Raw genomic sequence first — 22866 nt, forward strand, 5'->3', positions numbered from 1 at the left:
ATCCAGCGGCGGCGGCACTAAGATTTGATCGTGATCCGGTCGGGGGTTGCCGTACTCATCCTGATGCTGGTCGGTCTGACGGCCAATGTCGCGGCTCCTGCGTGGGCCTGCGGCTGCGGCGCATACATCCCCGACACCGCGGGCCCGGCAGTGGTCAACGAACGCGCGTTGGTGGCCTGGAACGGGCACCGCGAGGACATCCTGATGTCGTTGAACGTGCGGGGGCAATCCAACACGGCGGCGTGGATCATGCCGGTGCCGTCCGCGGCCGACGTCACGCTCGGCGAGACGGGCATCTTCGACGAGCTCGCCCAGTTGACGGCGCCCCGCATCGAATACCGCGACTCGTGGTGGCCGTCGTTCGGTTGGCTGCACGGCTTCGGCAGCGCGGACGGCCTGGTGTCAGCCGCGGCACCCGGGCATCACGTCGACGTGCTCAGCAACCAGCGCATCGGCCCGTTCGACGTCACGCGGCTGGCGGCCGACGATCCGGCGGCCCTGAGCGCCTGGCTGACCTCGAAGGGATTCGCACACCCGGCCGGCCTGGACCGTAACCTGGCGCCGTACGTGGCCGACGGCTGGCAGGTGGTGGCGATCCGGCTCGTGCCGGACGCACGCGGGGCCACGTTGACCGGCGCCCTGCAACCGCTGCGGCTGTCGTTCGACGCCGACCGTGCCGTCTATCCGATGCGCTTGTCGCAATCCGCCAAGACCCCACAGTCGGTCGACCTCTACGTGCTGGCCGAGCACCGGATGGATCCGACGGCGGTCCCAGTGCCGGGTGACGATCCGACGCTCCAGTTCGCCGGGCACCTCGACTCCGACGCGGTCTCCGCCGACCTTGCCCCGTTCATCGGAGACGGCGCGTTCCTGACCCGCTGGACCAACGAGATCGGCACTCCGGCAAGTATTTCCGGAGACTACATATTCGCGGCCGCAGCCAGCGATACGCCGTATCAACAGGTGATCTACCGCGAGCGCGACCGCGGTGACCTCACCGGACTGGCGCTCGTCGCACTGGTTCCGCTGCTCTGTGCGGCCGGCACGGCCCTGATCGCCGTCCGGATACTCAAGTCCCGGCGTCAGGCCAGATAGGCCACCGCGTCGCGCATCCGCTCGGCGGCCGCCCGCAACTCGTCGACCCCGGGCCCTGCGCGCAACACCTCCCGCGACACCGCGGGCAGGAGCTGTTTTCCGCCCCCGAGCCCGCCCAGTGCCTCGGGACGGCCACCCTGCGCACCGACCCCGGGCACCAGGACGGGGCCGCCCAGGCTGCTCAGGTCGGGCGGTTCGGTGACCGTGGCACCCACGACGACACCGAACGCACCGGCCGCCGAGCGGTTCGCGTCGGCCACCGCATCGACGATCGACTGCGCGACCGTGCGGTCCCCCGCCATCGCACGCTGCACGCCTGCGCCTTCCGGGTTGGAGGTGGCGGCCAGGACGAAAACCCCGCGACCGTTTGCCGTCGCGGTGTCGAGCAACGGCTGCAGCGAGCCGAAGCCGAGATACGGCGAGGCCGTCACGGCGTCGGCCGCCAACGGGGAGTCGCCCGCCCACGCCGCCGCGTACGCCGCCATGGTGGAGCCGATGTCCCCGCGTTTGGCGTCGGCCAACACCAGCACCCCGGCGTCGCGCAGCGCCGCCATGGTGTCCTCGAGCACGGTGAAACCGGCTGAGCCGTAAGCCTCGAAGAAGGCGACCTGGGGTTTGACGATCGCGAAGTCGGCGAACGCCGTCACGCAGGTGTCGCAGAACCGGCGCAGCCCGTCAGGGTCGGTGTCCAGTCCCCAGGCCCGCAGCAACTCGGGGTGCGGGTCGATGCCGGGACACAGTGGCCCCCGGGCAGCGACCGCAGCCGTCAGCCGGTCCCCGAACCCGCCCGCGGTCACCGCGCCTCGAAGGAGCTGTGCAGCTCCTGCAGGCTCATCACGCCGATGTCGCCGCGGATGCCCGCCTCGATGCCCTGAACCGCCGCCGAAGCGCCTTGCACCGTGGTGACACACGGGATGTTCATCGATACGGCCGCCGAGCGGATCTCGTATCCGTCGACACGCGGCCCGGAGTTGCCGTACGGCGTGTTGATCACCATGTCGACCTCGCCGGCCTTGATCACGTCGACCGCCGACGGTAGCGGATGGGCCCCAGTTGCTTCCTCGAAGTGCTTGCGCACCTCGTCACACGGAATGCCGTTGCGGCGCAGCATCTCTGCGGTTCCTTCGGTGGCCAGCACGCGGAATCCGAGATCGGCCAGGCGTTTCACCGGGAACACCAGCGAGCGCTTGTCCCGGTTGGCCACCGAGACGAACACCGTGCCATGGGCAGGCAGCGATCCGTAGGCCGCGGTCTGACTCTTGGCGAACGCAGTGCCGAAGTCGTGGTCGATGCCCATGACCTCGCCGGTCGACTTCATCTCCGGTCCGAGCAGCGAATCGACCTGTGCGCCATCGGCTCTGCGGAACCGGTGGAACGGCAGCACAGCCTCCTTGACCGCGACCGGGGCGCTGCGCGCGATGGTCCCGCCGTCGCCGGTGCGGGCCAGGATGCCTTCCTCGCGCAGCTCGGCGATGGTGGCACCGAGCATCACCCGCGCGCAGGCCTTGGCCAGCGGAACGGCAGTGGCCTTGGACACGAACGGCACCGTGCGGCTCGCCCGCGGGTTGGCCTCCAGCACGTAGAGCACATCGTCCTTGAGCGCGTACTGCACATTGAGCAGGCCGACCACGCCGATGCCGTGGGCGATGGCCTCGGTGGCGCGGCGCACAGCCTCGACGTCGCTGCGCCCCAACGTGACCGGAGGCAGGGCGCACGCCGAGTCGCCGGAGTGGATGCCGGCCTCCTCGATGTGCTCCATGATCCCGCCGAGGTACACCTCGGTGCCGTCGCACAGGGCGTCGACATCGATCTCGATGGCGTCTTCCAGGAACCGGTCCACCAGCACCGGATGTTCCGGGGACAGCTGCGTGGCGCGGGTGATGTAGCCCTGCAGGGTCTCTTCGTCGTAGACGATCTCCATGCCGCGCCCACCGAGCACGTACGACGGCCGCACCAGCACCGGGTAGCCGATGTCGGCGGCGATCCGGCGGGCCTGCTCGAAGCTGGTGGCGGTGCCGAAGCGCGGGGCGGGCAGCCCGGCGGTGGTCAGCACCTCACCGAAGGCGCCGCGGTCCTCGGCCAGGTCGATCGCCTTGGGGCTGGTGCCCACGATCGGGACGCCGGCCTTCTCCAGCCGTTCGGCCAACCCGAGCGGGGTCTGCCCGCCGAGCTGCACGATGACCCCCACGACGCCGGGTCCGCCTGCGCCGGAAGCTTGTTCGGCGTAGTAGACCTCCAGCACGTCCTCGAACGTGAGCGGTTCGAAGTACAGCCGGTCGGCGGTGTCGTAGTCGGTGGACACCGTCTCGGGGTTGCAGTTGACCATCACGGTCTCGAATCCGGCCGCGCTCAACGTCGTGGCGGCGTGCACACAGCTGTAATCGAATTCGATACCCTGCCCGATCCGGTTTGGCCCCGAACCCAGGATCAGCACCTTGGGCTTGTCGGTCTGCGGCGCCACCTCGGTCTCGGCGGCGGGATCGAGCTCATAGCTGCTGTAGTGGTACGGCGTCTTGGCGTCGAACTCGGCCGCACACGTGTCGACGGTCTTGTACACCGGGTGGATGCCGAGACGTTCCCGCAGCGCGCGAACCCCGCTCTCGCCGGCCAATTCCGGTCGCAGCGCGGCGATCTGGCGGTCCGACAGGCCGCTGTGCTTGGCCCGCCGCAGCAGCGCCTCGTCGAGCACCGGGGCGTCGACGAGTTCGGCGCGCAGCGCGACCAGCGTGGCGATCTGGTCGACGAACCATGGGTCGACGCCGGAGGCCGCGGCGACGTCCTCGACGCTGGCTCCCAGGCGCAGTGCCTGCTCGATGTCGTAGAGCCTGCCGTCGGTCGGCGTGCGCAGGTTGGCGAGCAGCTCCTCGACCGTCAGATCCGAGTCGGGCGCTGTCCAGAATCCGGCGCGGCTGGTCTCCAGTGAGCGCATCACCTTGCCGAGTGCTTCGATGAAGTTGCGGCCCAACGACATCGCTTCGCCCACCGACTTCATCGTGGTGGTCAGCGTCGGGTCGGCCCCCGGGAACTTCTCGAACGCGAACCGCGGCGCCTTGACCACGACGTAGTCCAGCGTGGGTTCGAAGCAGGCCGGGGTTTCCTTGGTGATGTCGTTGAGGATCTCGTCGAGGGTGTAGCCGATGGCCAGCTTGGCGGCGATCTTGGCGATCGGGAAACCGGTGGCCTTGGATGCCAGGGCGCTGGAACGCGATACGCGCGGGTTCATCTCGATGACGATGAGCCGGCCGTCGCGGGGGTCGACCGCGAACTGGATGTTGCAGCCGCCGGTGTCGACGCCGACCTCGCGCAGGATCGCGATGCCGAGATCACGCATGACCTGGTACTCGCGGTCGGTGAGCGTCATCGCCGGAGCCACCGTCACCGAGTCCCCGGTGTGCACGCCCATCGGGTCGACGTTCTCGATCGAGCACACCACCACGACGTTGTCGTGGCCGTCGCGCATCAGCTCGAGCTCGTATTCCTTCCACCCGTAGATGGATTCCTCGATCAGTACGTTGGCGCTGGGCGAGGCGGCCAGGCCGTCGCCGGCCATCCGCTCGACGTCCTCGACGGTCGCGGCCATGCCCGAGCCGAGCCCGCCCATGGTGAACGACGGTCGCACCACGACCGGCAGACCGAGTTCGGCGACGGTCTCGCGGACCTCGTCCATGGTGAAACACACACGGCTGCGGGCGGATTCGCCACCGACCTTGGCGACGATGTCCTTGAACCGCTGGCGGTCCTCGCCACGCTGGATCGCCTCGAAGTCTGCGCCGATCAACTCGACGTCGTACTTCTCGAGCACCCCGTTCTCGTGCAGCGCGACCGCGGTGTTGAGCGCGGTCTGCCCGCCGAGGGTGGCCAGCAGCGCGTCGATCTTGTTGCCGCGCTCGGCCTGCTGCGCGATCACCTTCTCGACGAACGCCGGCGTGATCGGCTCGACGTAGGTGTGGTCGGCGTACTCGGGGTCGGTCATGATCGTCGCCGGGTTGGAGTTGACCAGGCTGACCTGCAGGCCTTCGGCGCGCAGCACGCGGCACGCCTGGGTTCCCGAGTAGTCGAACTCGCAGGCCTGTCCGATGACGATGGGGCCGGATCCGATCACCAGGACATGGTTGAGATCAGAGCGACGTGGCATTGAGTGCACCTCCGGTCGGGCGCGACGGTGCGCATTTGCAGGTGAAAATGGGGCGTGTCGAGGGACAGACACGCACGCTCGCGGTGCGGGGGGACATGGTTACTTCTCCCCCGCCATCAGATCGATGAACTGGTCGAACAGGTAGTTGGCGTCGTGCGGGCCCGCCGCGGCCTCGGGGTGGTACTGCACCGAGAACGCCCGGCCGTTGGCGAGCCGGATCCCTTCCACCACACCGTCGTTGGCGCAGGTGTGGCTCACCTCGGCCGGCCCGAAGTCGGTGTCGAATGTCTCGCCCGCCTCGCCTTCCAGCGCGAAGCCGTGATTCTGCGCGGTGATCGCAACCCGGCCCGTGTGGTGATCGATCACCGGGACGTTGATGCCGCGGTGGCCGAACACCATCTTGTAGGTGGCACGGCCCAGGGCCCGGCCCAGGATCTGGTTCCCAAAGCAGATGCCGAACAACGGGATTCCCGCGTCGAGCACATCGCGGGTGACCCCGACAATGTGGTCGGCGGTCGCCGGGTCGCCAGGTCCGTTGGACAGGAAAACCCCGTCGGGCTTGAGGTCGGCGATCGCATCGAAGCTGATCGACGACGGCAGCACATGGCTGCGGATGCCGCGGCGGGCGAAGTTGCGCGGGGTGTTGGTCTTGATGCCGAGGTCGACGGCGGCGACCGTGAAGCGGTGTCCGCCTTCGGGATCCACGACATAGGTCGCATCGGTGCTGACCTCACCGGCCAGGTCGGCGCCCAACATCGACGGCTGGCTGCGGACCCGGTCGAGCAGCACGTCGGCATCGGCCAACGCATCACCGCTGAACACCCCGGCCTTCATCGATCCGCGGGTGCGCAGGTGCCGCACCACGGCGCGGGTGTCGATGCCTGCGATACCGACGATGTCCTGGCGCACCAGCTCATCGTCGAGAGTCCCGCTGGCGCGCCAGTTCGATGCTCGCGGCGACGGGTCACGCACCGCGTACCCGGCCACCCAGATCTTGTCCCCGCGGCTTTCGCCGTCCTCGGTGTTCCACCCGGTGTTGCCGATCTGCGGCGCCGTGGCGATCACGATCTGCCCGTGGTAGCTGGGGTCGGTCAGCGTCTCCTGATAGCCGGACATGCCGGTGGAGAACACGGCCTCGCCGAGCGTCTGGCCGACGGCCCCGAATCGGGTTCCCGTGAAGATGCGCCCGTCCTCCAGCACCAGCACCGCGGTGCCGCCTGCTGATCCGCTGCCCTGTCCATATGTGTTCGTCATGCCTTCTCCTCAAGCCAGCGGTCGTACTCTGCGCGGTTGTCGGCGCGGAATCCGGTGTCGATCTCGGTGCCCGAGGGCAATTTCCACCGGATGGCCAGAATTCCGTCGTGCGTGAGCGCCTTGCCTGCGATGCCGCGCTCGGTGCGGATCGCGGTGATGGACTCCTGCGGGATCCAGATCGGCCCGGCGCCGACGCGCTGCAGCATGATGCCCTCGGGATAGCGGGTCAGCACGGCCTTGGCGCGGAATCCCAGGTCACCGGCGGCGACTTTGTCGTTCCAGTGCGGAACCAGTGTGGTGCCCACATAGAGCCCCTTGGTGGCCGGGACCGATGCGGCGCTCACCGTATCCGGCAGTGGCGGCAGGGTGCCGATCATGTCGGCCTGCCGCTGGACCCGATGCAACCAGCCGCGCAGCATCTGCCTGATCAGGAACGCGATCAGCAGGACGACCACGACCGCCATGACCAGCGAGGCGATGAGCGTAGGGGTGTTCACCGTCTCGTCTTCCCGTCGAGCGCCGTGATCCGGCCCCGCAACAGGGTCGCGGTCACCGTGGCGGGCAGTTCCATCTGCTCGAAGGGCGTGTTGTCCGAACGGCTGGCCAGATCGCCTCCGGCCACGGTCCATGTCGCGTCGGGGTCGACCACCGTCAGGTTGGCCGGCTCGCCGACGTCCAGCGGCCGGCCCTGATCCGGCAGGCCGACGATGGCCGCAGGCGCCTCACTCATCACCTTGGCGACGCCGCGCCAGGTCAGCAGACCCGGACGCAGCATGGTCTCGACCACCACCGACAGTGCGGTCTGCAGACCGAGCATGCCCGGCCGGGCCACCGAGAATTCGCAGCACTTCTCGTGTTCGGCGTGCGGGGCGTGATCGGTTGCCACACAGTCGATGACACCGTCGGCCAGGGCCTGCCGCAACGCCTGGGCGTCGGCGGCCTCACGCAGCGGCGGGTTCACCCGGTTGCGGCCGTCGTAATCGGCCAGCCGGGAATCGTCGAGCAACAGGTGATGCGGTGTGACCTCGGCAGTGATCGAAATACCCTGCGCCTTAGCCCATTTCAGCAATTCCACGGTGCCCGCCGTGGAGGCGTGACAGATGTGTACGCGAGCCTTGGCGTCGCGGGCAAGGATGGCATCACGCGCGACGATGGACTCTTCGGCCGATCGTGGCCAGCCCGCCAAGCCCAGCCGGGCGGCGTTGGGCCCTTCGTGCGCGACGGCACCGACCGTCAGGCGCGGTTCCTCGGCGTGTTGGGCGATGAGCACGCCCAGGCCCGACGCGTACTCCAGCGCGCGGCGCATCACCAGTGGATCGTGCACGCACAGACCGTCGTCGGAGAACATCCGCACCTGGCCCGTCCCCGCGGACATCAGTCCCATCTCGGTGAGCTGCTTGCCCTCCAGACCGACCGTGACCGCACCGACGGGGTGTACGTCGACCAGTCCGACCTGCTGCCCTCGGGCCCACACGTGATCGGTGACCACGGCGGTGTCGGCCACCGGATCGGTGTTGGCCATCGCGAAAACCGCCGTAAAGCCGCCCAATGCCGCAGCCGCAGAACCTGTTTCGATGTCCTCGGCGTACTCGCGACCGGGCTCGCGCAGATGGGTGTGCAGGTCGACGAATCCGGGCAGCAGTACCTGGCCGGCGGCCTCGATCACCTCGGCCTCCGGAGCGCTCAGTTCCGCGCCGATCTCGGCGATCTGCCCGTCGGCGATCAGGACGTCGACGGGCTCACCCTCGCCGTAGAGCCGCACGCCACGGATGAGCACCTGCGGGTTGGCCTGCACGCTCTTGCTCATACGCTGATCGCCTCCTGGTCCGCGCCAACCAACAGATGGAACAGCACTGCCATCCGCACGTGGACGCCGTTGGAAACCTGTTGCAGGACTGCCGATTGTGACGAGTCGGCCACCGGGAAGGCGATCTCCATGCCGCGCAGCATCGGGCCCGGGTGCAGCACCACCGCGTGGCCGGGCAGCATCGCCTGACGCTTCTCGGACAGCCCGTAGCGCACCGAGTACTCCCGCGCCGACGGGAAGAACCCGCCGTTCATCCGCTCGGCCTGCACGCGCAGCATCAGTACCGCGTCGGCGGCAGGCAATTCGGCGTCGAGATCGTGCGACACCGTGACCGGCCACCCGGTCACCCCGACCGGCAGCAGCGTGGGCGGTGCCACCAGCACCACCTCGGCGCCCAGGGTGGCCAGCAACGACACGTTGGACCGGGCCACCCGGCTGTGCAGCACGTCGCCGACGATCACCACGCGCTTGCCCTCGATCGAGCCGAGCCGCTGACGGATGGTCAGCGCGTCGAGCAGTGCCTGCGTGGGATGTTCGTGAGTGCCGTCACCGGCGTTGATGACGCTGGGCCCTCCCCCGCCCTCCTCGGCGGTCCACTCCGCGAGCTGTTGGGCCGCACCGGAGGCGGGATGGCGGATGATCAGGGCGTCGGCGCCGGCGGCCCGCAACGTCAGCGCGGTGTCGCGCAGCGATTCCCCTTTGGCCACAGACGATCCCGAGGCGCTGACGTTGATCACGTCGGCGCTCATCCACTTGCCTGCCACCTCGAAGGACACCCGGGTGCGGGTCGAGTTCTCGTAGAACATCGTGATGACGGTGCGGCCGCGCAGCGTCGGCAGCTTCTTCACCTCGCGGCCCAGCAGTGCCTCGCGGAACCGGTCGGCGTCGTCGAGGATCGCCGTCGCGTCCTCCCGGGTCAGCTCCGCCGCTGCCAACAGATGACGAGTCGTCATCGCAGCTGTCTCCTCTTCATCGGGCAATCACCACGGCATCGCGGTCGTCATGCTCGGCCAGCAGAACGTGCACGCTCTCGTTGCGTGCGGTCGGCACGTTCTTGCCGACGTAGTCGGCGCGGATGGGCAGCTCCCGGTGGCCACGGTCGACCAGCACGGCGAGTTGCACAGTGCGCGGCCTGCCGATGTCACGCAGCGCGTCGAGCGCCGAGCGCACCGACCGCCCGGAGAAGAGCACATCGTCGACGAGGATCACCACGGCGTCGTCGATGCCGCCGGCGGGGATCGACGTCGAGGCCAGGGGGCGCGGCGGTTTGAAGTTGAGGTCGTCGCGGTAGAGCGTGATGTCGAGCGCGCCGTGCGGCAGCGTCACGCCGGCGAATTCGTTGATCTTGGCGGCCAGCCGGGTGGCCAACGTCACACCGCGGGTGGGGATTCCGAGAAGTACGACGCGGGCCCGCTCGGTGGGATCGTCCAGCGCGGTCTTCTCGATGATCTGATGAGCGATCCGGGAAATGGTTCGGCCGACGTCCGCCGCAGACATCAATTCCCGGTCGGCACTTGAAGAGCCCATAAGGTGACCCTGACCTCCTTCTCCGCCTCTCGGGACGGATCGTTAAAGGACGTCGAACTGCCGCGTAGCTTATCAGGCGCCGAGAGCGGTCCTGTTATCCGGCGACAGCGGCGTCCTGTCCCAGTGCGGCCCCCTTCGTCTCGGGCAGCAGGGCCGTGCAGACGATGCTGACCACGACGAAGAAGGCGATCATCAGGCCCACCGCCCAGCTACCGAGGCTGGCCACCAGCGCACCGGCCACCAGCGGAGGGATGGCGCCACCGACGATGCCCGCGAGATTGAATGCCATCCCGGCGCCGGTATAGCGGTAGCGCGTGGCGAAGATCTCAGGCAGGAAGGACCCGATGGGTCCGTAGGACAGCCCGAAGATGCAGAAAATGCCTGCGATCGCGACCGCGAAGCCCACCGGGGAATGGGAGTCGATCAGCGGCATCACGACGAACGCCCACGGCAGGGCGAGCGCGAAGCCCGTGAGGATGATGCGGCGTCGGCCGTACCGGTCGCACAGCACCGCTGAGATCGCGGAGAAGGCCATCAGGGCCACACCGGCGAGCACACCGACGCCGAGGATGAGACTGCGTGGGTGCCCGATGCGGGTGCTGGCATAGCTCATCAGATAGGTGCCGCCGAGGAAGCTCATGGTGAAGATGCCGACCATGCAGCCCGCCGCGAGTGCCACCTGTCGGCTCTGGGTGCGGAACAGCTCGGTGAACGGGGCTTTCGGCACGCCTCCCGTGACCTGCTCGCGCGCGAAGACCGGTGTCTCGTCGATGCTCAGCCGCACATACAGCGCCACGATGAGCAGTACCGCGCTGAACAGGAAAGGCAGCCGCCAGCCCCAGTCGAGGAACACCGCGCTCTTCTCCCCGACCGTCACGCTGACGATGAACACCACCAGGTTGCTCACGGCCAGGCCTGCGCCCGCGCCCAGTTGGGTGAACATCCCGTACATGCCCCGCTTGCCGGCCGGCGCGTATTCGGCGCTCAGCAGTGCCGAACCGGCCCACTCCCCGCCGACCGCGAAGCCCTGCATGAGCCGCAGCGTCAGCAGGATGATCGGTGCGGCGATGCCGATGGTTGCCGCACTGGGCACCAGGCCGACGCACACCGTCGACAAGCCCATGATCAGCAGCGTCGCGACGAGAGTTTTCTTGCGGCCCAGGCGATCTCCGAAGTGCCCGAACACCGCTGCGCCGATCGGACGGGACAGGAAGGCCACCGCGAAGGTGCCCAGTGACGAGATGGTCGCCATCGTGGCACCCATGTTCGGGAAGAACACGTGCGGAAAGATCAGCGCCGCGGCGGTGCCGTAGATGTAGAAGTCGTAGAACTCGATCGCCGTGCCGATGAAGCTCGCGAAGGCCACCTTGTTCATCGGGCTGGGTGTGGAGCCGGCGACGGAGTTCGGGTCGCCGTCGAGTTGGTCCTGCTGGGTCATCTGCCTCTTCTCACGCCATGGTGTTCGCAGGGAAGTATCGCGCAGTCCGGTCGGATTCTCGTCAGGAATGCCCGGCGGGACCATGGCGACCCGCCGCCCGGGTGACGGCTAACGTGGCGGGGTGAACCTCGACGGCAATCAAGCATCCATCCGGGAGGCCATCGACGCCGGGCTGCTCTCCGGCGCGGTCACGCTGGTCTGGCAGTCGGGGAAGGTCCTGCAGGTCAACGAGCTGGGCTACCGCGACGTCGACGCCCGGCTGCCGATGCAGCGCGACACCATCTTCCGGATCGCGTCGATGTCCAAGCCGGTGACCATCGCCGCCGCGATGGCTCTGCTGGAAGAGGGCAAGCTGCGTCTCGACGAGCCGGTCACCGGGTGGCTGCCCGAACTGGCCGACATGCGGGTGCTGACCGAACCCCGCGGCCCGCTGGACCGCACCGAACCGGCCCGCCGACCCATCACGTTCGACGACCTGATGACCCACCGCAGCGGTCTGGCCTACGTGTTCTCGGTGCTCGGCCCGCTGAGCCGGGAGTACGGAAAGCTGCCGTTGCGCCAGGACCAGGACCGGTGGCTGGCCGCGTTGGCCGAGTTGCCGCTCGCCCACCAGCCGGGCGCTCGGCTCACCTACAGCCACGGCACCGACGTGCTGGGCATCGCACTGTCGCGGATCGAGGGCAAGCCGCTCGCGCAGGTGTTGGCCGAGCGCATCTTCGAGCCGGTGGGCATGACCGACACCGCGTTCTCGGTGACCCCCGCGGGGCGACGCCGCGCGGCGACGATGTACCAACTCGACAGCACGGCCGCCGAGGGAACGCTGTTGCGCGATGACGTGATGGGGCCGCCGCCGATCGTGGACCCGCCGTTCTGCACCGGCGGCTCGGGCCTGTTCTCGACCGTCGACGACTATCTGCGGTTCGCCCGCATGCTGCTGGCCGGTGGCACCGTCGACGGGGTACGGGTGCTCTCCGAGCAATCGGTCACGTTGATGCGCACCGACCGGCTGACCGCCGAGCAGAAGCAGTATCCCTTTCTGGGAGCGCCGTTCTGGGTGGGCCGTGGGTTCGGGCTGAACCTGTCGTTGGTGACCGATCCGGCGAAGTCTCGGCAGTTGTACGGGCCCGGCGGGTTGGGGACGTTCAGCTGGCCGGGCGCGTACGGCACGTGGTGGCAGGCCGATCCGTCGGCCGATCTGATCCTGCTGTACCTGATCCAGAACCATCCGGAGATGTCGGTGGACGCTGCCGCGGTCGCCGGCAACACCTCACTGGCCCGGCTGCAGTCGGCGCAGCCCCGCTTCGTCCGGCGCACCTACCAGGCCCTCGAATGCTGATGTTGAGCCTGCGGTGAGGGCGGCAACGTTCGAGCGGTCAACGCCCTCACCGCAGAGTCAACGCACGAGATCGCTCAGCCCGCCCGCGACAACGCGTGCCGCGCATACGCCCGGACATCGGCGTCACCGTCGTCGAGTGCACCGGTGAGCGCCTCCCGGGCTGCGTCCTCGGTCCCCACCCAGCGGCTCAAGCTGAGCACAGCGGCCTTGCGGACGTCGAGATGCTGGTCGGTCAACGCCTGCGAGAGCGAGGGCACCGCGACCGCGGGCGGTGCGCCGGCCAACGCGCGCGCCGCGCCCTGACGGATCTGCCAGGCCGACTCCCCCAGTGCGCGTTGCACATCGGGCACGTCGACATCGTCGCAGCCGACCGCGCCCAGCGACGCCAGGGCGGCCGCACGCACCAACGGGTCCGGGTCGGCAAGCAATTCGCGCACCGCGGCTGCGCCGGAACGCAGCGTCGCCAACCCGTTGGCGGCGGCGATCCGCACCTCCCGGTTGGTGTCGCGGGTCGCCTCGGACACCCCCGCTGCGTCGTCGACGGACACCAGGGCCCGCACCGCCTCGATCCGCACCCGGTGATCGGGGTCGGCAACCGCCGCGCGGTAGGCGTCGGCAGTACCGACCCGTCGGGCACTCAGCACGTACACCGTGACCGCACGCACCACCGGATCCGGTGACTGCAACCGGTCGGCGAACTGCGCGGGCGCAGGCAGCACCTCGACGAGTTCCCGGACGCCGTCGGCGGTTTCCTGCCGCACCGCGGCATCCTCGTCGTCCAGGGCGGTGATCAGTCCCGCCTGGTAACCATCGGGCAACTGCTCGACCAACGTGGCGACCGCGGTGCGCCGCACCCCCGGATCCTCGTCGGCCAGGTAGTCGCCCAGCTCCGCCAGCGACGGCTCCTGCAGGGCCAGCACGGCGGCGATCCGCGGTGACGGCGGCTGCACCGGAGCCTCGGTGCGCACGCGTGAGCGCGGTTCGGCCGGAGCCCTCCCGCCATGCAGTTCGGGCTGCTCGACCGGCGTCACGGGATGATCGGACGGCAGATGCTCCAGCCCGGGCACCGGCACGAAATACGGTGCCACCGGCCGCTTGACGAACCGCATCGTGCCGTCGGCGTCCTTGTACAGGTTCAGGTGGTAACGCCATCCCCGGTCATCACGGTCGGGCAGGTCGGCACGCTCGTGGTAGAGCCCCCAGCGCGATTCGGTGCGGGTCAGCGACGAGCGGGCCGCCATCTCCGCGCAGTCGCGGATGAACGACACCTCGGCGGCACGCATCAGTTCATGTGGGGTGCGCGCGCCGATTCCGGCCACCTCACCGGTCATCCGCTCGAAGGTCTGCACCGCGATCGACAGCTTGGTCGCCGTCTTGGGCGGTGCCACATAGTCGTTGACGAAACGTCGCAGCTTGTATTCGACCTGAGGCTGGGGCGGGCCGTCGGGTTGGCGCAGCGGCCGGTAGATGAGCTCGTGCGCCTCGGCCAGCTGATCCGTCGGAAGCTGTTGCGGCAGTTCAACACCGGTCAGCGTGGACGCTGCGTGCTCGCCGGCGAGATCACCGTAGACGAAGGCCCCGATCATGTAGTTGTGCGGCACGCAGGCCAGGTCGCCCGCCGCGTACAGCCCGGGCACCGTGGTGCGGGCATGTTCGTCGACCCACACGCCCGACGCGGAATGTCCACTGCACAAACCGATCTCGGAGATATGCATCTCGATGTCGTGGCTGCGGTAGTCATGTCCGCGGTTGGCGTGGAACGTGCCGCGGGTGGGCCGTTCGGTGGTGTGCAGGATGTTCTCGATGGCCGTGAGCGTCTCGTCGGAGAGATGGCTGAGCTTGAGGTAGATCGGGCCACGGGCCGATTCGATCTCCTGCTTGACCTCCGCCATCATCTGGCCCGACCAGTAGTCGGAGTCGACGAACCGCTCGCCGAGAGCGTTGACCTGGTAGCCGCCGAACGGGTTGGCCACATACGCGCACGCCGGCCCGTTGTAGTCCTTGATCAGCGGATTGACCTGGAAACACTCGATACCGGAGAGCTCGGCCCCGGCGTGGTACGCCATCGCGTAGCCGTCGCCGGCGTTGGTGGGGTTCTCGTAGGTGCCATACAGGTAACCCGACGCGGGCAGCCCCAGCCGCCCGCACGCCCCGGTCGCCAGGATCACGGCCTTCGCCGCGACGGTGACGAATTCCCCTGTGCGTGTGTTGAATGCGGCAGCCCCGACCGCCCTTCCGGTGTCCGGATCGGTCAGCACGCGCACCGGCATGAACCGGTTCTCGATGCGGATCTTCTCGCGCATCGAGCGTTGCCGCAGGACGCGGTACAGCGCTTTCTTGACGTCCTTGCCTTCGGGCATCGGCAGCACGTAGGACCCCGAGCGGTGCACGCGGCGCACCGCGTACTCACCGTGTTCGTCTTTCTCGAATTTCACGCCGTAGCGCTCGAGCCGCTGCACCATGGCGAAACCACGGGTCGCGGTTTGATAGATGGTGCGCTGGTTGACGATTCCGTCGTTGGCCCGGGTGATCTCGGCGACGTAGTCCTCGGGCACGGCCTTGCCGGGGATGACGGCGTTGTTCACCCCGTCCATGCCCATGGCCAGTGCACCGGAATGCCGCACGTGCGCCTTTTCCAGCAGGAGCACCTGCGCACCGTTCTCGGCCGCCGTCAGCGCCGCCATCGTGCCTGCGGTACCGCCGCCGATCACCAGCACGTCGCACTCGAGGCGCAGCGCGTCGGCGATGTCGGGGATGACGGTGGATTCGCTCATGATTGCTCCAGTGCGGCAATGATCTCGGCGCGCAACGCCGAGCGTCCAACATGGTCGGTACGGGGTTCGGGCACCTCCAGCAGCGCGCGCAGCGGTTGGCCGGCGCGGCCGAGGACGGCGACGCGGTCCCCCAGGGTCAACGCCTCGTCGACATCGTGGGTGACGAAGACGATCGTGGTCGGGTGGGCCCGCCAGGTGTCGATGAGCAGCCGCTGCATGGCGGCGCGGGTTTGGGTGTCCAGCGCGGCGAACGGCTCGTCCATCATCACCGCTCGGGGCGCACCGGCCAGGCCACGTGCCAACTGGACCCGTTGGCGCATGCCCCCGGAGAGGCTCTTGGGCAGGAAGTCGGCGAAGCCGGTCAACCCCACCTCGTCGATCCACCGCTCGGCGCGGCCGCGGCGGCCGGCCTTGGGCTCACCCCGAAGTTGCAGTGCCAGTTCGATGTTGGACCGCACGGTGCGCCACGGTAGCAGGGCGCTGTCCTGAAACACCATGCCCCGATCCCGCGAGGTGGTGGTGACCGGCACGTCGTCGGCCAGCACCTGGCCTGCGTCGGGACGCAGCAGCCCGGTCAACGCGCGCAGCAGCGTCGACTTGCCGCAGCCCGACGGTCCGGTGAGCACCAGGATCTCGCCGGGCTGCACGGTCAGGCTCAGTCCATCGATGACCGGGCTTCCGGTGTAGGACAACGTGATTGCGTCGAGTTCCAGGCGCATACCGGCAGTCACGGTAGGAGTGCTCATCGGGTCGTCTCCTCTGCGCGCGGGAGCCACCGGGTGGCGCGACGACCGATCAGCTCCACCGCCGCTGCCGTGCCGAAACCCAGCACGCCGATGGTGATGATGCCGACGAACACGTCGGGATAGTTCAGCACCGTGTACGCCTGCCACGTGCGGTAGCCGACACCGAGGCGGCCCGAGATCATCTCGGCTGACACCACGCAGATCCACGCGACACCCATGCCCACCGAGAGCCCGCCGAACAGGCCGGGCAGGATGCCCGGCAGCACGACGAGCCGCAGCACGTCGAGGCGTCCACCTCCCAGAGTGCGCACCGAGTCCTCCCAGATGGTCGGCAGGGCGCGCACCGCGTGCCGCACGCTGACCATGATCGGGAAGTACGCCGCCAGGAATGTGATGAACACGATTCCGGCCTCGTCGCTGGGAAACAGCAGGATGGCCACCGGCACCATCGCGATGGCCGGGATCGGCCGGGCCAGTTCGGTCAATGGACCGAGGATGTCGGCGAACAGCGTTGAGCGGCCCAGCAGGATGCCGGTGATCACGCCGACGACCGCTGCCAGTCCGAAACCGGTGAGAATCCGGATCAGCGATTGGCCCAGATCCAGCCAGTACTGCTCGGCTCCGACCCGGTGCGCCAACGCCGCCGCGATCTCGGTGACGGTCGGCAGGGTGTCGAAACGCAGTCCGGCGCGCACGTGGTTGGCCGTCAGCACCTGCCACAGCCCGACGGCGGCGAGCACCGACGCCACCCGCACCAGGCGGTGCGGCCACGGGGAGGCGGTGCGGCGACGGTTCACCTCCCGGGGAGCAGCGGCTGGGGTCGAGATACCCGAGACCGGGACGGCGTCGGTGGCAGTCATACCGCACCTGCCAAGGCCTGCTGGTAGTCGACGACGGCGCTGCCCGGGTGCGCATGGGCGTAGCGCTGTGCGCCCGCGGTGGTACCGAACGGCAGGTAGTTGGCGCCGTCATGGATCCAGACCGCCTTGTCGGCGAACCACCGGGTGCCCAGTTCGGCATCCGGGACATAGGCGGCGCGGACCTTCGCGCCGCGGGCCTGGGCGTCGCGGATCGCCTTGAGCAGGCAGGTCGGATTGGCTGCGGCCGTGGTGCTGTCAGTGCCGTCCAGCCACAGCTCACTGGCCGTCGCCGGATTGTCGACGGGCGCCTGGCACAGCTCGTCGGTGCCGCCGAGCACCGACGGATTCGCCGCCGACTTCAGTGCCGCGTCGTAATCCTTGCCGCGGGCGGCGTACGCGGCACGCAGCGGACCATCCTGGACGAACCCGGTGACGTCGAGGTCGGCGAAGGTGCCGATCGATTTCAGGTACGGCACATCACCTTTGAGTGCTGCCACGAGCGACGGCTTGAGTGTGGTGTCGAATGACGTGCCGCCGGGGCCGTTGTAGAGGTAGACCACCTCCTGCGGCAAGCCGCTGCCGTCGGCCACGATCTTCGCCGCCTCAAGCGGTTTCGAGTTGAGGAAGTCGGTCGCGTCGAGCTGGGCCTGCAGAAACGCGTCGAGCACCTCCGGATGCTCAGCGGCGTACGCACGGCGCACCACCACACCGTGCAGGGTCGGGTAGTTCAGCTCGGCCCCGTCGTAGAGCAACCGCGCCTTGCCCTGCTGCACCAGCAGGCCGGGCCACGCGACGAACTGCGAAAGAGCTTGGACCTGACCGGATTCCAAGGAAGACGCGCCGACCTGTGGCTGCTGGTTGAGCACCTCGACCCCGGTCTTGGGATCGATACCGTCCTTGCCGAGCGCCTGCACCAGCATGCCGTGCCCGGCCGATCCGACGCTGGCCGACACCTTCTTGCCCGCCAGGTCGGCCAATGTCTGTGCTGGTGAATTCGGGGCCACCACAACCATGTTCAGCCCGCCCTTGGGGTTGTACCCGGTGACCGAGACGATCTCGGTCTTGGCGCGCTCGTTGGCCTGCGTCTTCGAACCGTTGATCAGCATGGGGTAATCGCCCATCGAACCGATGTCGATCTTCTCGGCCACCATCTGCGCGGTGATGGGTGCGCCGGTGTCATAGTCCTGCCAGGTCACGTTGTACTTGGTGCCGGTGCGGGTGGTGATGTCGGCCAGTCGTCGTTCCAGGTAACCCTGGGCGCGCAGCAGTGTTCCGGCCGTGACGGTGTTGATGGTCTTGGACTGGTAGCCGACGACGACGTCGACGGTATTTGCCGACTTCGTCGCCGAGTCCAGCGAGCAACCGGCCGAGGCGAGCGTGACGCCGACGGCAAGGGCGATCAGGGCTGTTTTCACTTCGGTCCTCTAACGGATCAGGTAGGGCATGTTGATGTGGACGGCGCCGGTGGGGCAGCGGGCGGCGCACGGCCCGCAGTACCAGCACTCGTCAACGTGCATGTAGGCCTTGCCGTTGGTGGGGTTGATGGCCAGCGCGTCAAGAGGACAGACGTCGACGCACAACGTGCAGCCCTCGATACACAGCGACTCGTCGATCGTCACCGGGACGTCGGCGCGCTGATTGACCAGTGTCATGTATCGCTCCTAAACAGGTTGCCGCGCATGGTGATTCGGTCACCACGCATCCGGATGTATTCGAGGTCGACGGGCCTGCCGTCGTCGAGGCTGGTGAGCCGCTCGGCCATCAAAAGCGCCGACCCGGCAGGCACCTGCAGGGTGGCCGCAGAATGCGGATCCGCCGAAACCGCTTCCAGCGCAAAGGTTGCCCCGCCCAGCCGCTGCCCGCTGACCTGCTCGATGAGGGAGAAAACATCGTTGGTCTCCAGCGGATAGCTGATCACCTGCTCCCCGATGTCGGGGACCAGGTACGTAAGGTCCAGCGACACGGGGAGTTCGCCGAGGTACCGCAGCCGTTCGATGTAGACCACCTGGGCGCCGGGTTCCAACGCCAGCTTGCGGGCCACGGCCGGCGGGGCTGCCAGGTGCAGCACCGCCCGGACCTCGTTGCGGACGTCGCCGTAGTCCTTGAACGTCTCTTTGAGTCCGACGAGCGCGTCGAGGCCGTGGTCGTACTTGCGGACCGCCACGTGGGTGCCGACCTTGGTGCCGCGGTCGATCAACCCTTCGTTCTTGAGCACGGAGAGGGCTTCGCGCACGGTGTTGCGGGAGACGAAGAACTCCCCCGCCAGTTCTGCCTCGGTGGGCAGGCTGCCCGTGTACGCCCCTTCGTAGATTTGGTGGCGCAGTACGTCGGCGACCTGACGGGCCTGGTCGGCGCGGGGACGCCGGATCGGCACCGGGCCGGGATGAGGTTCGGGCTGCGACACGCAAACACGGTAAGGGCGCGTATCCGGCCCCCGCAGTGCGGCGAATCCGCTGCCGGCGCAGGTTAACTGATTGCGCCGCCTGACAGCGTCCCGCACCTGGTCAAACCCGGTACCGGCCGGGTATTGCGCCACCTGCCGCGAGGCAAGAATTTACAATCGCGCTGATCGAAACGCGGATGCACCGCTTATGGTGACAACAGATGCATTGAACAACGGTCCAGGGAGGGCACCGTGAAGACACTGCAGCGCGCCGCCGTGCTCGTCGTCGCGGCATTCGTTCCGATGGCATTCACCGCGGCGGTCACGCCCGCGGTGAGCCGGGCAGACTGCGACAACGGCTCGTGGTGGGATCCCGTGACAAACAGTTGCCAGGCGCCGCTGGTGCCCAATTGCCCGGACGGCTGGTGGGATCCCGTCGCCAACACCTGCCGGCCCGCGATCAGCAGCACGCCGCTGGGGTGTGACAACGGCTGGTGGTGGGATCCCGTCGCGAACGTGTGCCGGCCTCCGGTTTTGCCGCCCCAGTAGCGATTTCGTCGCTCGCACATCTGAAGTACTTCGGCCACGAGGACATTTACCACATCCGGCGCTGCTGCAATTACCGTTGCACAGCGCTCGGCGAGCGCCGGTGACGACGAGCGCGCGAGCGTGCGCGTCATGCCAACCATTTACGGCATGTTGGCCGGCAGACACGCACGCTCGCGGTGCAAGTGCTAACCGTCCTGGGAACCCGTCCCACGGACAGCCTGGGCGGCCGCCCGGATCTGCGGGGTCACCAGCATCACCTGGCCGAGGACACCGTTGACGAAGCCGGGTGACTCATCCGTGGAGAGCTCCTTGGCGAGCTCCACGGCCTCGTCGACGGCGACCGGTTCGGGCACGTCCTCGGCGTGCAGCAGCTCCCATACCGCCACCCGCAGGATCGAGCGGTCCACGGCGGGCAACCGCTCCAGCGTCCAGCCCTGCAGGTGCGCAGAGATCAGGTCGTCGATGTGGGCGGCGTGTTCGGTCACGCCGCGCGCCACCGTCACCGTGTAGGGGTTGAGCGCCGACACCTCGGGGTCGTCCTCGGCCAGCGCGATGCGGCCGTCGGCCACCGCCTCCGGCGTCAGACCACGCGCCTCCGCCTCGAACAACACATCCACGGCGCGCTTGCGGGCCTGGTGACGGCCACGGTCGCCGCGACGGTCAGACATCCCGCGCGCCCCGGCTAGGCATTCACGCGGCCGAGATAGCTGCCGTCGCGAGTGTCGACCTTGAGCTTGTCGCCGGTGTTGATGAACAGCGGCACCTGGATCTCGGCGCCGGTCTCCATGGTGGCGGGCTTGGTGCCTGCGCTGGAGCGGTCTCCCTGCAAACCAGGCTCGGTGTGGGTCACCTCGAGCTCGACGGAGACGGGAAGCTCGAGGTACAGCGGGGCACTCTCGTGGAACGCGATCTGCACGGGCATGCTCTCCAGCAGGAAGTCGGCGTTGCGGCCGACCAGCGCCTCGGGCAGCGGGTGCTGCTCGAAATCCTCGGAGTCCATGAATACGAAATCGCTGCCGTCGCGGTACAGGTAGGTGGCGTCGCGACGGTCGACGGTGGCGGTCTCCACCTTCACACCGGCGTTGTAGGTCTTGTCGACCACCTTGCCGGACACCACGTTCTTGAGCTTCGTCCGCACGAAGGCCGGGCCCTTACCCGGTTTGACGTGCTGGAATTCGACGATCTGCCACAGCTGGCCGTCGATCTGCAGGACGAGCCCATTCTTGAAGTCGGCAGTCGATGCCATGGTTCGGGTAGCTCCTAGCTTTCAGTTCACAGGATGGCCAGTTCTTTGGGGAACCGGCTAAGCAGTTCGGGTGCCGTTTCTCCGACGACCAGGGTGTCCTCGATACGGACACCGCCGCGATCGGGCAAGTAGACACCTGGCTCAACGGTCACCGCAGCGCCAGCAAGCAGTGTACCGGCGGCCGTGGCGTTGATTCCGGGCGCTTCGTGGATCTGCAATCCGACACCGTGCCCAAGGCCGTGACCGAAGTTCTCGGCGTACCCGGCGTCGGCGATCACCTGCCGCGATGCCGCGTCGACCGCGCTGAGCGACACCCCCGGTGCGAGAGCTTCACAACCGGCCTGCTGGGCCGTCGCCACCAGCTCGTAGATGTCGCGCTGCCACTGCGCGGCCTGGCCCAGCACGAAGGTGCGGGTGGTGTCGGAGTGATAGCCCGCGACCAGCGCACCGAAGTCGATCTTGACGAAGTCGCCTGCGGCGAGCACCGCGTCGGTGGGCCGGTGATGCGGGATCGCCGAATTGGCCCCCGTTGCGACGATCGTCTCGAAGGACGGGCCGTCAGCGCCATGCTCGAGCATCAGCGCTTCCAGTTCGTTGCGGACCTGACGCTCGGTGCGACCGGGCCGAAGCCCACCCCGGGCCACCAGATCGGTCAGCGCGGCGTCGGCTGCTTCGCAGGCCAGTCGCAGGATGGCTATCTCGCCGGCATCTTTGACCTCCCGCAGCGCTTCGACCATGCCGGGCGCCCGAACCAGCTCGATGCCGTCGCCTGCGGCCTTGCTCAACGCGGCGTACGCGTCGACGGTCACCACGTGACTCTCGAAACCCAGCCGGTGCACCCCGTCGGCGGCCGCCCGCCGGGCCAGGCACGGCGCGCACGCCCGTTCGATGATCGCCTCGGCGTCCGGGCACTGCGCGGCGGCTTGCGTGCGGTAACGACCATCGGTGGCCAGCACCGGCGTTTCGTCGTCGACGCGCACCAGCAGCGCCGCATTGGACCCGGTGAACCCGGACAGATAATGCACATTGACCAGGTCTGTTACCAGCATGGCGGGTAGATCGGCTGCTTCCAGCCGGCGCCGCAGCCGCTCCCTGCGCTGGGAAATAGTCACGGTCTGTGACGCTACTCGCTACGCTGTGCCCTCATGAGTAAGTGGTTACTGCGCGGAGTGGTGTTCGCAACGGCGATGGTGATCGTGCGCTTGCTGCAGGGTGTACTGATCAACGCGTCGCCTCAGAACGCCATGTGGTTCAGTATCACGCTGGTAGCGGTGTTCACCATCGCCGTGTTCATCTGGGGCTATGTCGACGGCGGCGCTGACGCCCGGCGCAATCCCGACCCGGACCGTCGCGCCGATCTGGCGATGACCTGGCTGCTGGCCGGGCTGTTCGCGGGCGTCGTCAGCGGCGCGGTGTCGTGGATCATCGGCTTGTTCTACAAGAGCATCTACGTCGAGGCGCTGCTCAACGAGATCACGACGTTCGCCGCGTTCACCGCGCTGCTGATGTTCCTGGCCGCGGTCGCCGGGGTGACGCTGGGCCGCTGGCTGGTCGACCGCAAGGCACCGCCGGTCGCCAAGCACGACCACGTCGGGGACGAGCGGGCCGACACTGACGTGTTCGCCGCGGTCAACGCCGGAAGCCCGTCGGAAGACACCGAGAAGACCGGCCCGGTCGAGCTTCCCGACCAGCACAGCAAGTAACGCCGTTGCGCCA

21 protein-coding genes are annotated in these 22866 nt (G+C 68.2%); 4 read left to right on the forward strand and 17 right to left on the reverse strand.

The genetic code is table 11. The features are described from left to right. Positions 1–30 precede the first annotated feature (30 nt). Positions 31–1095 carry a DUF2330 domain-containing protein gene (locus tag BST13_RS14850; protein ID WP_245839638.1) on the forward strand — a complete coding sequence of 355 codons (1065 nt, stop codon included), beginning with the start codon at positions 31–33 and terminating at the stop codon, positions 1093–1095. Here BST13_RS14850 and pyrF read toward each other — a convergent pair. From pyrF to BST13_RS14890, 8 genes are all read right to left on the reverse strand, one after another. Then, the gene (gene pyrF / locus BST13_RS14855) at positions 1083–1892 is read right to left on the reverse strand and encodes an orotidine-5'-phosphate decarboxylase (protein WP_083164796.1); all 810 of its coding nucleotides are present in this window, start codon (positions 1890–1892) and stop codon (positions 1083–1085) included. The genes BST13_RS14850 and pyrF overlap by 13 nt on opposite strands. Beyond that, positions 1889–5230 (reverse strand): carbamoyl-phosphate synthase large subunit, encoded by a 3342-nt coding sequence (gene carB, locus BST13_RS14860; RefSeq protein ID WP_083164797.1) that lies wholly within the window; start codon positions 5228–5230, stop codon positions 1889–1891. The genes pyrF and carB overlap by 4 nt, the downstream gene beginning before the upstream one ends. Before the next feature lie 99 nt (positions 5231–5329). Beyond that, a complete protein-coding gene (carA, locus tag BST13_RS14865; RefSeq protein ID WP_083164798.1) occupies positions 5330–6484 on the reverse strand; it encodes a glutamine-hydrolyzing carbamoyl-phosphate synthase small subunit in 1155 nt (384 codons plus the stop codon). Beyond that, complete coding sequence (locus BST13_RS14870; RefSeq protein ID WP_083164799.1) at positions 6481–6981, reverse strand: PH-like domain-containing protein; 501 nt, start codon at positions 6979–6981, stop codon at positions 6481–6483. The genes carA and BST13_RS14870 overlap by 4 nt, the downstream gene beginning before the upstream one ends. After that, positions 6978–8291, reverse strand: coding sequence for a dihydroorotase (locus BST13_RS14875; RefSeq protein ID WP_083164800.1), 1314 nt, complete (start codon positions 8289–8291; stop codon positions 6978–6980). The genes BST13_RS14870 and BST13_RS14875 overlap by 4 nt, the downstream gene beginning before the upstream one ends. Continuing rightward, on the reverse strand, positions 8288–9244 hold the full coding sequence (locus BST13_RS14880; protein WP_083164801.1) for an aspartate carbamoyltransferase catalytic subunit: 957 nt from the start codon (positions 9242–9244) through the stop codon (positions 8288–8290). The genes BST13_RS14875 and BST13_RS14880 overlap by 4 nt, the downstream gene beginning before the upstream one ends. Before the next feature lie 16 nt (positions 9245–9260). Further along, positions 9261–9818 carry a bifunctional pyr operon transcriptional regulator/uracil phosphoribosyltransferase PyrR gene (gene pyrR, locus BST13_RS14885; protein ID WP_083164802.1) on the reverse strand — a complete coding sequence of 186 codons (558 nt, stop codon included), beginning with the start codon at positions 9816–9818 and terminating at the stop codon, positions 9261–9263. Between the two features lie 94 nt (positions 9819–9912). Next, positions 9913–11256, reverse strand: coding sequence for an MFS transporter (locus BST13_RS14890; RefSeq protein WP_083164803.1), 1344 nt, complete (start codon positions 11254–11256; stop codon positions 9913–9915). Positions 11257–11377: 121 nt separating this feature from the next. Between BST13_RS14890 and BST13_RS14895 the strand changes: the two genes are divergently transcribed. Further along, on the forward strand, positions 11378–12592 hold the full coding sequence (locus tag BST13_RS14895) for a serine hydrolase domain-containing protein (protein WP_083164804.1): 1215 nt from the start codon (positions 11378–11380) through the stop codon (positions 12590–12592). 74 nt (positions 12593–12666) lie between these two features. Here BST13_RS14895 and BST13_RS14900 read toward each other — a convergent pair whose 3' ends face one another. Genes BST13_RS14900 through BST13_RS14925 form a run of 6 tightly spaced genes read right to left on the reverse strand, consistent with a single transcriptional unit; the run spans position 12667 to position 19376 of the window. Next, positions 12667–15366 (reverse strand): fumarate reductase/succinate dehydrogenase flavoprotein subunit, encoded by a 2700-nt coding sequence (locus tag BST13_RS14900; RefSeq protein WP_083164805.1) that lies wholly within the window; start codon positions 15364–15366, stop codon positions 12667–12669. Beyond that, positions 15363–16112: an ABC transporter ATP-binding protein gene (locus BST13_RS14905; RefSeq protein WP_083164806.1), complete on the reverse strand. Its 750-nt coding sequence runs from the start codon at positions 16110–16112 to the stop codon at positions 15363–15365. The genes BST13_RS14900 and BST13_RS14905 overlap by 4 nt, the downstream gene beginning before the upstream one ends. After that, positions 16109–16972 carry an ABC transporter permease gene (locus BST13_RS14910; protein ID WP_083164807.1) on the reverse strand — a complete coding sequence of 288 codons (864 nt, stop codon included), beginning with the start codon at positions 16970–16972 and terminating at the stop codon, positions 16109–16111. The genes BST13_RS14905 and BST13_RS14910 overlap by 4 nt, the downstream gene beginning before the upstream one ends. Continuing rightward, on the reverse strand, positions 16969–18387 hold the full coding sequence (locus tag BST13_RS14915; RefSeq protein WP_083164808.1) for an ABC transporter substrate-binding protein: 1419 nt from the start codon (positions 18385–18387) through the stop codon (positions 16969–16971). The genes BST13_RS14910 and BST13_RS14915 overlap by 4 nt, the downstream gene beginning before the upstream one ends. Positions 18388–18396: 9 nt before the next feature. Next, positions 18397–18624: a 4Fe-4S dicluster domain-containing protein gene (locus tag BST13_RS14920; protein ID WP_083164809.1), complete on the reverse strand. Its 228-nt coding sequence runs from the start codon at positions 18622–18624 to the stop codon at positions 18397–18399. Beyond that, a complete protein-coding gene (locus tag BST13_RS14925; protein WP_083164897.1) occupies positions 18621–19376 on the reverse strand; it encodes a GntR family transcriptional regulator in 756 nt (251 codons plus the stop codon). Before BST13_RS14925 ends, BST13_RS14920 begins: the two co-directional genes overlap by 4 nt. Positions 19377–19607: 231 nt before the next feature. Between BST13_RS14925 and BST13_RS14930 the strand changes: the two genes are divergently transcribed. After that, entirely contained in the window at positions 19608–19904 is a 297-nt protein-coding gene (locus tag BST13_RS14930; protein WP_095533558.1) for a hypothetical protein, read from the forward strand. 185 nt (positions 19905–20089) lie between these two features. Here the strand turns inward: BST13_RS14930 and nusB are convergent, their stop codons facing one another. From nusB to BST13_RS14945, 3 genes are read right to left on the reverse strand one after another with little or no spacing between them, the layout of a single operon-like run. After that, positions 20090–20572 (reverse strand): transcription antitermination factor NusB, encoded by a 483-nt coding sequence (nusB, locus tag BST13_RS14935; RefSeq protein WP_083164810.1) that lies wholly within the window; start codon positions 20570–20572, stop codon positions 20090–20092. Between the two features lie 14 nt (positions 20573–20586). Further along, entirely contained in the window at positions 20587–21150 is a 564-nt protein-coding gene (gene efp / locus BST13_RS14940; protein ID WP_083164811.1) for an elongation factor P, read from the reverse strand. Positions 21151–21176: 26 nt separating this feature from the next. After that, positions 21177–22262 carry a M24 family metallopeptidase gene (locus BST13_RS14945; RefSeq protein WP_083164812.1) on the reverse strand — a complete coding sequence of 362 codons (1086 nt, stop codon included), beginning with the start codon at positions 22260–22262 and terminating at the stop codon, positions 21177–21179. 33 nt (positions 22263–22295) lie between these two features. Between BST13_RS14945 and BST13_RS14950 the strand changes: the two genes are divergently transcribed. Further along, entirely contained in the window at positions 22296–22853 is a 558-nt protein-coding gene (locus BST13_RS14950) for a B-4DMT family transporter (protein WP_083164813.1), read from the forward strand. The last annotated feature ends 13 nt before the right edge of the window (positions 22854–22866 follow it).

This window comes from Mycobacterium aquaticum (assembly GCF_002086485.1).
GTDB lineage: Bacteria > Actinomycetota > Actinomycetes > Mycobacteriales > Mycobacteriaceae > Mycobacterium > Mycobacterium aquaticum.

Excerpts from the sequence above, each read along its gene's own strand:
- carB (WP_083164797.1), bottom strand. The coding sequence starts at position 5,230 with ATGCCACGTCGCTCTGATCTCAACCATGTCCTGGTGATCGGATCCGGC.
- carA (WP_083164798.1), bottom strand. The coding sequence starts at position 6,484 with ATGACGAACACATATGGACAGGGCAGCGGATCAGCAGGCGGCACCGCG.
- BST13_RS14875 (WP_083164800.1), bottom strand. The coding sequence starts at position 8,291 with ATGAGCAAGAGCGTGCAGGCCAACCCGCAGGTGCTCATCCGTGGCGTG.
- BST13_RS14880 (WP_083164801.1), bottom strand. The coding sequence starts at position 9,244 with ATGACGACTCGTCATCTGTTGGCAGCGGCGGAGCTGACCCGGGAGGAC.
- pyrR (WP_083164802.1), bottom strand. The coding sequence starts at position 9,818 with ATGGGCTCTTCAAGTGCCGACCGGGAATTGATGTCTGCGGCGGACGTC.
- BST13_RS14890 (WP_083164803.1), bottom strand. The coding sequence starts at position 11,256 with ATGACCCAGCAGGACCAACTCGACGGCGACCCGAACTCCGTCGCCGGC.
- BST13_RS14900 (WP_083164805.1), bottom strand. The coding sequence starts at position 15,366 with ATGAGCGAATCCACCGTCATCCCCGACATCGCCGACGCGCTGCGCCTC.
- BST13_RS14905 (WP_083164806.1), bottom strand. The coding sequence starts at position 16,112 with ATGAGCACTCCTACCGTGACTGCCGGTATGCGCCTGGAACTCGACGCA.
- BST13_RS14910 (WP_083164807.1), bottom strand. The coding sequence starts at position 16,972 with ATGACTGCCACCGACGCCGTCCCGGTCTCGGGTATCTCGACCCCAGCC.
- BST13_RS14920 (WP_083164809.1), bottom strand. The coding sequence starts at position 18,624 with ATGACACTGGTCAATCAGCGCGCCGACGTCCCGGTGACGATCGACGAG.
- nusB (WP_083164810.1), bottom strand. The coding sequence starts at position 20,572 with ATGTCTGACCGTCGCGGCGACCGTGGCCGTCACCAGGCCCGCAAGCGC.
- efp (WP_083164811.1), bottom strand. The coding sequence starts at position 21,150 with ATGGCATCGACTGCCGACTTCAAGAATGGGCTCGTCCTGCAGATCGAC.
- BST13_RS14950 (WP_083164813.1), top strand. The coding sequence starts at position 22,296 with ATGAGTAAGTGGTTACTGCGCGGAGTGGTGTTCGCAACGGCGATGGTG.